Source organism: Blautia sp. HCP3S3_G3, assembly GCF_052063365.1.
Classification (GTDB): Bacteria; Bacillota; Clostridia; order Lachnospirales; family Lachnospiraceae; genus Blautia_A.
Window position 1 is genome coordinate 37,265 of the sequence record NZ_JBQHXR010000021.1, and the last position, 7,684, is coordinate 44,948.

The window sequence follows — 7,684 nt, forward strand, 5'->3', positions numbered from 1 at the left end:
ATACAGAAGTGATCACTGTGATTTACATGTGATCCTTATACAGGAAAAGAATCTGAACAGATTAACTCAAAAAAGGAGCGTATGGATGAAGTGGCATAACGTTTTCAACAAAATTTCACTTCTGCTCCATGCTCTGGGAAGCGCGGCGGGTTACTTCCTTATCGAAGCGATCAGCCGCCATTCCTTCCTGGAAGCATGGGAGTATATGACACAGAGACCGCTGGTTTTTGCGTATAATACGGCATTGATCTTTACCACCTCTCTGCTGGTATACCTGTTTCGAAGAAGATGTTTCTGGAGAGTGGTGGTTGCACTTTTCTGGCTGATACTGGGAATTATCAACGGTGTTCTTCTGACCACCAGAGTTACTCCGTTTACCGGACCGGATCTGCATCTGATCACAGATGCCATGAAGATTGCCAATAAATATCTGCCTTTTGCCGGTGTTGTGGCGGTTTGTATTCTGGCAGGTATTCTGGTAATCCTGCTGCTGGTTTTCTTTGTTAAAGGTCCGAAATACCGTGGAAAGCTGAAATATCGCTATAATATTCCGCTGGTGCTGGCAGGTGTCCTTTTATTTGCCGGAATCACTCAGCTTGCGCTGGAAAAAAGGGTACTGTCGAATTATTTCGGAAATATCGCGTTTGCATATGAGGATTACGGATATCCATACTGTCTTGTTACAACGATCTTTAATACGGGAATCAGCTGCCCGAGAGATTATTCAGATGAAGAGATTGCACGGATCGAAAAGACAGAAAAGAATCTGCCGGAAACGAAGGAAGGAGATTATCCGAATATTATTTTCCTTCAGCTGGAATCCTTCTTTGATCCGACCCTGGTGAATTATTTGAAAATATCAGAAGATCCGATTCCGTATTTCCGCAGTCTGATGAAAGAGTATTCTTCGGGATTTTACAAGGTTCCGTCTGTAGGAGCCGGAACTGCAAATACAGAGTTTGAATCCATCACCGGAATGAGCATGCATTATTTCGGACCGGGAGAATATCCTTATAAAAGTATTCTGAAAGAAACGACCTGCGAGAGTGCGCCGTATGTTTTGAAGAATTTAGGATATTCCACGCATGCGATCCATAATAATGAGGCAAATTTTTATGGCCGGAAAACCATTTTTCCGAATCTGGGATTTGATACATTTATATCGGAAGAATATATGCCTGAGGAAGACCAGAAAAATCCTCTGGGATGGGTGAAGGACAGTGTGCTTACAAATGAGATTATGAAATGTCTGGAATCCACGAAGGAACCGGATTATATTTATACGATTTCTGTGCAGGGACATGGGGCATATCCGGAGGAGCCGCTGCTGGAAGATCCGGAGATAACCGTTTCCGGATCACCTACAGAAGAAAGAAATTATCAGTGGGAATATTATGTGAACCAGATTCATGAAATGGATAATTTCGTTAAAGAACTGACAGAGACCCTTTCGGAATATCCGGAGGATGTGGTGCTTGTCATGTATGGAGATCATCTTCCTACCATGGGACTGACGGTGGAAGATGTGGATAACAAGTATCTGTTCCAGACTCAGTATGTGATCTGGGATAATTTCGGTCTGAAGAAGATTGACGATAATCTGGCTGCTTATCAGATGGCTGCTGAGGTCATGGATCGTATCGGCATCCATGAAGGTACAATTTTCCGCTATCATCAGGCCCGCAGAAATACCAAAAACTATCAGGTGGATCTGGAGACTCTTCAGTACGATATTCTCTATGGGGAGAAATATGCATATGACGGGGAAAATCCGTTTGCCCGTACTTCTATGAGGCTCGGGCTTTATGATATTACCCTGGATTCTATGGAGCTGGTTTCCGAGACAGATCATACATACTATATCCGGGGAACGAATTTCACTCCTTCCTGCGAGGTGCAGATCAATAAGGAATGGTATGATACCGTTTATATCAATGAAAATAAACTGATGATCACAGGCATGGAACTGAATGATTTTGACCGTATTTCTGTCGTAATGAGGAGCAACAGTTCGACAAGAAAGGCTCTCAGCAAGAGCTATGACCGTTCCTGCTATGCGCTTTATCAGGAAAATAAATGGAAATTGCCGGCGAATGAGTAAGTTTTGAAATACTTTGTCAGATAAAAACTTACGATTGGTACTGGACATCTTTCACCACTTATATATAATGATATCGTAATGGTTTTTTTGTACGGCCGGTTTTCCTGCCGTATAGATACAGCCATTCGAATACATTAGATAAAGTGGTGAATTTTTTATGAATTACGAAGAAGCAGTTGCTTATATTGAAGAAACTCCAAAGTTTACGACCAAGAATAAACTGGAGCATACAAAAGAATGTTTAAAAAGACTTGGAAATCCACAGGAAAAATTCCGTGTCATCCATGTAGCCGGAACGAATGGAAAGGGAAGTACCTGTGCGTTTCTGACTTCCATACTGCGGGAAGCAGGATATTCCTGCGGACTGTTTACTTCTCCTCATCTTGTGGAGATCAATGAAAGATTTCAGATCAATGAGGTGAATATTGATAACGATACGTTTCTCAGCGCGTTTCTGAAAGTAAAGAAACTGGCAGATGAACTGGTTGCAGAGGGAAATTATCATCCTACTTATTTTGAGATGCTGTTTCTGATGGGGATGGTTATTTTTGCTGACGCAGGTGTGGATTATGTGACTCTTGAGACAGGGCTTGGAGGCAGACTGGATGCGACAACGGCTGTGGAAAATCCGGTGGCCTGCGTCGTTGCCTCCATCAGCTTCGATCACATGCAGTATCTGGGAAATACCATTGAGGAAATTGCAGCAGAAAAAGCCGGCATCATTGTGCCTGGAGTACCGGTGATCTACGATGGCAATGATCCGAAGGCAGCGGAAGTGATCCGGAAGCACGCACAGGAACTGGGAAGTCCGGCTTATGAGGTGAAACGGGAAGATGCCGTGATTCACCGGATCACAAAGACCGGTATTGAATTTTCCCTTGATAATGCTCATTACGGAAAAACGGTGTTCCAGATTCCGTTTGTGGCAAAGTATCAGGTGATGAATGGTTCTCTGGCATTAAAAACCATGGAAGTCCTGAAAGATGTGATTCCGGCTTCTGTGGATACCATAAAAAGAGGAATGATGGGTACACGCTGGCAGGGACGTATGGAAACGATTCTTCCCGGTGTGATTGTAGATGGTGCGCACAACGAGGACGGCGTGGCGAAATTCGTGGAGACAGCGGCTCATTTTCAGGAGGAATATCCTTTGACACTGCTGTTTTCTGCAGTAGATGATAAGGATTATACAGAAATGATCCATACGATCTGTGAAAAAATTAAATTCCGGAATGTTGTGGTTACACAGGTAGGAGGATACCGGATGGTTCCGGCCGGTGTGCTTCAGGATATTTTCCGGAAGGAAGGATATGAAGAAGTACAGGCATTCGAGGAAATTCCGGAAGCTTTTGAATATGCACATACAGTAAAAGGAGAGGACGGACTTCTGTTCTGCGTTGGTTCTCTTTATCTGGTGGGTGAGATCAAAAGTTTTGTCCGTGAGAGAAACGGGAGGTAATGATGATTGATTACGAAGAGGAACTGAAGAAGTTTGAACCGTGTCTGGATGTGACAGATGCGGAAGGGGCAATTTATGACCGGGAACTGACAGATATTCTGGATGTGCTTCAGGAAGTACTGAGGGAAGCCAAGAGCAACAAACGTACAAGATAAGGAGACATACGAATGAATTGTATGAATTGCGGCGCGTACCTGATGGATACGGATCTGGACTATTGTCCTCACTGCGGATGCAATGTGCTGATCCAGAAAAAGGTGGATTACCTGTCCAAGTGTTATTACAATCAGGGGCTGGAAAAAGCCAGTATCCGTGATCTTTCAGGGGCAATCACCTGTCTGAAGCAGAGCCTGGCATATAATAAGATGAACATTCAGGCAAGAAACCTTCTGGGGCTTGTGTATTTTGAAACCGGTGAGGTAGTGGCTGCACTCAGTGAATGGGTCATTAGCAAAAATCTGCAGCCGACCAGAAATCTTGCTTCGGAATATATCGGCAAGCTGCAGGCAAATCCGAATAAGCTGGAAGCAATCAACGAGACGATCAGGAAATATAACCATGCGCTTTATCTGTGCAGGGAAGGGCATGAAGATATGGCGTCTGTCCAGCTGAAAAAAATACTTTCCCAGAACTCCAAGCTGATCAAGGGATATCATCTCCTTGCATTGATCCAGATTCATGATGAGGAGTGGAATAAAGCCCGCAGAACATTGAAGAAAGCGATTCGTATCGATAAGACGAATACGACAACTCTGCGTTTTTTGCGGGAAGTAGATGAACGCACCGGGGTGACCACAAGATTTGAACAGCCCAAAAAAGGTCTTTTCCGGTCTCGTACAGAAGAAAAAGATGTGGAGGTATGGAGCAGTGACTATGCGGTCCGGACTTCAGCAGAGAAAGACGGCTCCAGAGTTCCTCTGTTTTTTACTCTGATGGCAGGTCTGGCTGCCGGAGCTGCTGCTTTCTGGCTGCTTGCAGTGCCTGCGATCCGTCAGAATATTTACCGGGAGGCTAACCGCCAGATTGTAAAATACAGTGAATCGGTAGTGAGTCAGGGCGCAGAACTTACGAGAGCTCAGGGTAAGGCGGAAGAATCTGACAGTACGGCAGAAGCTGTGCTCACGCAGATGGAAGAAGAAAAGAAAAAGAGCAGTACTTATGAAGCTCTTTTGTCTGCATATGCGTATCTTCTTCAGGAGGATTATGACAGTGCGGCACTGAAGATCCAGAATGTTTATGAAGATTATCTTACCGATGACATGTGGTCTATGTATAATGCTGTCTGCAGCGATACCGGTGTGACGGGAATCAAAAGCGAAGATTCCGGAGATGCGGAGGAAGAGGACTCTGGTGATGGAAGCTATGATGATAGCTATGACGATAGTTATGATGACGGCTATGATGATAGTTATGATGACAGCTATGATGAAGGTTATTATGATGGCTATGATGACGGTTATGATGACAGTTATGACGATGGTTATGATGACGGATACTATGAAGACGATGGATATGAGGGATAACAAATGAGGAACCTCGTGGAAGGGGATGTGCATGATGTGTACATCTCCTTTTTTGTGACTTTTTGGGAGTCACGGAAGGCTGGTACAAATTTGAAAAACTTCTGAAAGCTCTGCATAATATGGAAAATTATGGAGAAAATAGCAAAAAAGTAATGAAGGAAAATAAAATAACAGGAACAAGAGGGGAGAATTGTTATGAATCCATTATTTGAAACAGAGGACGCATGTCTGACTGTAAGATTACCGAAAGAACTGGATCATCCGGCATCTGACTGTATCAGGAGGGAATCTGACAGAATTATGAATCAGACTTATATCAAAACGATGATTTTTGATTTTGAGAAGACCGGCTTTATGGACAGCTCCGGAATTGGGCTGATCATGGGACGATATCGTGCGCTGGGAATGCGGGGAGGATGTATCCGTGCCATTCATGTGAACGGTCATATCAATAAAATGCTGCATCTGTCCGGCGTACACCGGTATATAGAGATTCAGAAGCAGGAAGCGGACTGTGAAAAAATTGGAGAATAGGAAGGGAGTATATTATGGAAAATACCAATGAAATGACGATTATTTTTGACAGCAGGCCTGTGAATGAGGGCCTGGCAAGAGTCGCGGTGGCAGCTTTTTGTACGCAGTTGAATCCGACACTGGAAGAAGTGGCAGATCTGAAAACAGCAGTATCCGAAGCTGTGACCAATTGTATCATTCACGGGTATGAGGGAGAGGTACATAAGATTGAATTATGCTGCAGACTGCAGGGAAGGGAACTGTTTGTGGATGTCAGAGATGAAGGCGTTGGCATTCCTGATGTGGAGAAAGCGATGGAGCCCATGTTTACCACAAAGCCGGAAAAAGACCGTTCCGGGATGGGGTTTACTTTTATGGAAGCATTTATGGATGAAGTTTCTGTAGAATCCCGGGTTGGGATGGGAACCACTGTGCACATGAAAAAAATCATCAGGAGGTAAGGATGGGGGATACTCTTGCCCTGATCGGGCGTGCGCACCAGGGGGATAAAGAGGCAAGAGATATACTTTTTGAGGAAAATATTGGTCTGATCTACAGTGTGGCCAGACGATTTGCGGGACGGGGAGCAGAAATGGAGGATCTGTTCCAGATAGGAAGTATTGGTTTGCTGAAGGCTGTGGATAATTTTGACACTTCTTTCCAGGTGAAATTTTCCACATATGCGGTTCCAATGATTGCCGGAGAGATCCGGAGATTTCTTCGAAATGACGGTATTTTGAAAGTCAGCCGTTCCGTAAAAGAAAACCAGTATAAAATTTTTAAAATGCGTGAGGAACTGGAGAAATTGACCGGCAGAGAGCCTACCGTAGAGGAACTGGCGGATGGAATGAATCTGCCTGTGGAGGAAGTGGTTCTGATCATGGAATCCCAGACAGAAGTGGAGTCTATTTACAAAACCGTTTACCAGGGAGAAGGAACGGAGATTTCTCTGCTGGATAAACTCCCGGAGAAAGAAAACCAGCAGGAAAAAGTTCTGAACCGGATTTTTCTGGAAGAAATTCTCAGAACGCTTGAACCGAAAGAGCGCCAACTGATCGCTATGCGCTATTTTCAGGATATGACACAGACCGAAATTGCGGAAAGACTCGGTGTATCCCAGGTACAGATATCCAGGATGGAGAAGCGGGTTCTGGGGAAAATTCGTAAAATGTACAGCTGAATGGTGGATAAACTTCCGGAAAAAAGTAAACGGCAGGAAAAGGTTCTGAGTTGAACTTTTCTGGGAAAACAAGAAAAAACGCAGGTAAATTCTTCATACAGAAGGGATTTATCTGCGTTTTGACTATTAGTCTGTAACACACGTAGAAACTTGGCAATACAGATGGTGTTTCTGAGACAGGAAATAACGAAATGTTATTTCGTGCAGTTTGCAGTGGCGTTTCCAAAAATTACATGCTGATATTTGGAAAGTGCAGTGAGCAATACCATACCGATCACTCCGCAGGAAAGGATTTCTCCGGCACCTACCGTAAGCATCATAAATGGGATTGGAAGATTGATTCCGTATCCATAATACAGAACAAATGGTACGATGACGGCATTGGCAACAATCGGCGGGATTGGCGCAAACCATTTGCAGCTTCGCAGACGATAGGTAAAAACAGCACCGATCAGAGTGGCAATGCTTCCGAAAAGGATATCAATTGGAATTGCTCCGCCAAGAAAGTTGGCAATGATACATCCCACAAATAAACCCGGAATGGCAGCAGGGGTGAAGTAAGGCAGCACGGTCAGTGCCTCCGAAAAACGGATCTGAACTTCACCGAAGCTCAAAGGTGCGAAGACAAGTGTCAGAACTACATAAATTGCCCCAATGGCAGCAGCCTGCACAAGAAACAGAGTGTTTTTGTTTTTCATGATTCAATTCTCCTTTAGTTTTGTTTTACGAGTGGAAGGTCTCGAACACTCGGCACATTTTACGGCGGTGACCGCCGGAAAGCCCTATAGACCTTATTTTGTTATCCGGCATTTTATCTGGTCCTAAACCATACCGCATTCAATCAAATTAAAAAGAGGCACAGCATAAATTATTCTGATGGATTTTACATCGGATTGCTTTACGCTGTG

8 protein-coding genes are annotated in these 7,684 nt (G+C 44.1%); 7 read left to right on the forward strand and 1 reads right to left on the reverse strand.

Annotated features, from left to right (window positions below; translation table 11 throughout):
* The first annotated feature begins 85 nt into the window (after positions 1 to 85).
* The 7 genes from ACTNEW_RS13425 to ACTNEW_RS13455 all read left to right on the forward strand — a co-directional run bounded on the left by ACTNEW_RS13425 (position 86) and on the right by ACTNEW_RS13455 (position 6,776).
* Positions 86 to 2,101, forward strand: coding sequence for an LTA synthase family protein (locus ACTNEW_RS13425; RefSeq protein ID WP_441061944.1), 2,016 nt, complete (start codon positions 86 to 88; stop codon positions 2,099 to 2,101).
* A gap of 157 nt (positions 2,102 to 2,258) precedes the next feature.
* Positions 2,259 to 3,560, forward strand: a complete 1,302-nt coding sequence (locus ACTNEW_RS13430) for a bifunctional folylpolyglutamate synthase/dihydrofolate synthase (RefSeq protein WP_441061945.1) — start codon at positions 2,259 to 2,261, stop codon at positions 3,558 to 3,560.
* 2 nt (positions 3,561 to 3,562) lie between these two features.
* Positions 3,563 to 3,715, forward strand: a complete 153-nt coding sequence (locus ACTNEW_RS13435) for a hypothetical protein (protein ID WP_441061947.1) — start codon at positions 3,563 to 3,565, stop codon at positions 3,713 to 3,715.
* A 12-nt stretch (positions 3,716 to 3,727) separates the two neighbouring features.
* Positions 3,728 to 5,083, forward strand: a complete 1,356-nt coding sequence (locus tag ACTNEW_RS13440) for a tetratricopeptide repeat protein (protein ID WP_441061949.1) — start codon at positions 3,728 to 3,730, stop codon at positions 5,081 to 5,083.
* Positions 5,084 to 5,278: 195 nt separating this feature from the next.
* Positions 5,279 to 5,617: an anti-sigma factor antagonist gene (locus ACTNEW_RS13445; protein WP_441061951.1), complete on the forward strand. Its 339-nt coding sequence runs from the start codon at positions 5,279 to 5,281 to the stop codon at positions 5,615 to 5,617.
* 14 nt (positions 5,618 to 5,631) lie between these two features.
* On the forward strand, positions 5,632 to 6,057 hold the full coding sequence (gene spoIIAB / locus ACTNEW_RS13450; RefSeq protein WP_441061953.1) for an anti-sigma F factor: 426 nt from the start codon (positions 5,632 to 5,634) through the stop codon (positions 6,055 to 6,057).
* 2 nt (positions 6,058 to 6,059) lie between these two features.
* Complete coding sequence (locus ACTNEW_RS13455; protein WP_441061955.1) at positions 6,060 to 6,776, forward strand: SigF/SigG family RNA polymerase sporulation sigma factor; 717 nt, start codon at positions 6,060 to 6,062, stop codon at positions 6,774 to 6,776.
* A gap of 194 nt (positions 6,777 to 6,970) precedes the next feature.
* Here the strand turns inward: ACTNEW_RS13455 and ACTNEW_RS13460 are convergent, their stop codons facing one another.
* Entirely contained in the window at positions 6,971 to 7,474 is a 504-nt protein-coding gene (locus ACTNEW_RS13460) for a QueT transporter family protein (RefSeq protein ID WP_441061957.1), read from the reverse strand.
* Positions 7,475 to 7,684: the final 210 nt, after the last annotated feature.